Source organism: Bacillus sp. JJ1474 (genome assembly GCF_036965225.1).
GTDB lineage: Bacteria > Bacillota > Bacilli > Bacillales > Cytobacillaceae > Cytobacillus.
Genome location: NZ_JBALPC010000181.1, coordinates 5,515 through 7,201, shown reverse-complemented (window position 1 = coordinate 7,201; position 1,687 = coordinate 5,515). Strand labels below are relative to the sequence as shown.

The 1,687-nt window shown below is 29.9% G+C and carries 2 protein-coding genes; both read right to left on the bottom strand.

What is annotated here, in order from left to right:
* Window positions 1-68: 68 nt before the first annotated feature.
* Window positions 69-950 (bottom strand): ABC transporter ATP-binding protein, encoded by an 882-nt coding sequence (locus tag V7164_RS19880; RefSeq protein WP_335348421.1) that lies wholly within the window; start codon window positions 948-950, stop codon window positions 69-71.
* A complete protein-coding gene (locus V7164_RS19875; RefSeq protein ID WP_335355029.1) occupies window positions 950-1,327 on the bottom strand; it encodes a GntR family transcriptional regulator in 378 nt (125 codons plus the stop codon). Before V7164_RS19875 ends, V7164_RS19880 begins: the two co-directional genes overlap by 1 nt.
* Window positions 1,328-1,687 lie beyond the last annotated feature (360 nt).

The following is a 1,687-nucleotide window of genomic DNA, read 5'->3' as shown; positions in this document are numbered from 1 at the left end:
TTAAAAATAAATATATAAATAATATAGGTAAAAGAATTAATAATGTATTTTTCTGTAAAATAATATCTTTACGAATGAGATTGAACATAGTTATCTTTTCCTTTCTTTGTATATAGCATAATATCTTCTAGTGTTGGTTTCTCCAAAATGACCGTATCACCAAAGATACTTTCTGTACGTTGTTTATTTATCGTTAATGCTTCAAATCCATGATTGGATTTACGGACACCTATAAATTCTTGTTCTGTATCACGATCTAATAGATTTATATTTCCTTTCACAAGTGCATAGTCTTCTTCGATTTTATAATACTCTTTTGTAAAAATATGTTGTCCATCATGGATAAAAGTAATATAATCCGCGATTCGTTCTAAGTCTGTCGTAATATGAGTAGAAAAGAAAATCGTTCTTTCACCATCCTGCATGAGATCGTGAAGGATATCTAACAGTTCTCTACGAAATATTGGATCTAATCCCGACGTTGGTTCATCCATAATAATTAACTCAGCATCGTGGGATAACGCAATGGTTAAGGAAGCCTTCATCATCATACCTTTAGAAAAAGTTTTCAATGTTTTCTTTAATGGTAGTTCAAACCGATCTACATAATGATTGAATATAGAATCGTCCCATTTTTTATAAATTGGTCTTATTATATTTTTCATTTCTAATAAGGTAAGATTCTCATAAAAAACATTATGATCGAACACAAAGCCAATTCGTTGTTTTATTTCTTTTTCATGCATTTTATAATTCAAACCAAAAAGTGAAACCTCTCCACTACCCGGTTGTAATAAATTCATAATCAACTTAATCGTTGTGGATTTTCCTACTCCATTACCACCAATAAACCCTGTAACAAAGCCTTTCTTCACTGAGATTGATAAGTCTTTCAGTTCAAATCCTTTGAAAGCCTTATTTACATGTTGTAGCTCAATTACGTTTTCCATCATACTTCCTCCTTATATAACATTGTAAGTAATTCTTTTAATTCAGCTAACTCTACTCCTATTTCTTTACTATTTTGAATTGCAGCCATTAACTGTTCTTCAATGACTTTCATTTTTCGTTCAAGAATCATTTCATTATTTTGTTCAGATACAAATGATCCTTTTCCAACGATTGAGAATATAAAACCATTTTTCTCAAGCTCTTCATACGCCCGTTTTGTTGTGATTACACTTATATCTAGGTCTTTAGCTAACTGACGCATAGATGGTAAAGCCGCCCCTGCTTTCAGTTCATTCGTCAAAATTTGTTTCTTAACTTGCACATAAATCTGCTCATAAATTGGTTCTTTTGAAATATTGGATATTATTATTTGCATACAAATACCTCTTTTTAAAATAATGTATATACACTTTATATACATTATATACAAAGTGTGTATAATTTACAATATTTTCTTCCCATACAATTTTCGCCTATTTGATTTTCTCGCAATCACTTTCCACCCATTATTCCTAATAGCTTCACAAGCAAAACAATCTCTTCCCCTTCAAACCCTCATCCTTATTGGTAACCATAAAAAAACCCCTACTCCATTCAGAAGTAGAGGTTTGTAAATATATTTTATTTTGATTATTATTCTTAAAAATTCTTTTCATTTACAACACTGATAAATGTGATATAAATATTTGAAATTTTTTTCTAACTCCGTCTAGAAATTTTTTACACGACACACTTA

Excerpts from the sequence above, each read along its gene's own strand:
- V7164_RS19875 (WP_335355029.1), bottom strand. The coding sequence starts at position 1,327 with ATGCAAATAATAATATCCAATATTTCAAAAGAACCAATTTATGAGCAG.
- V7164_RS19880 (WP_335348421.1), bottom strand. The coding sequence starts at position 950 with ATGGAAAACGTAATTGAGCTACAACATGTAAATAAGGCTTTCAAAGGA.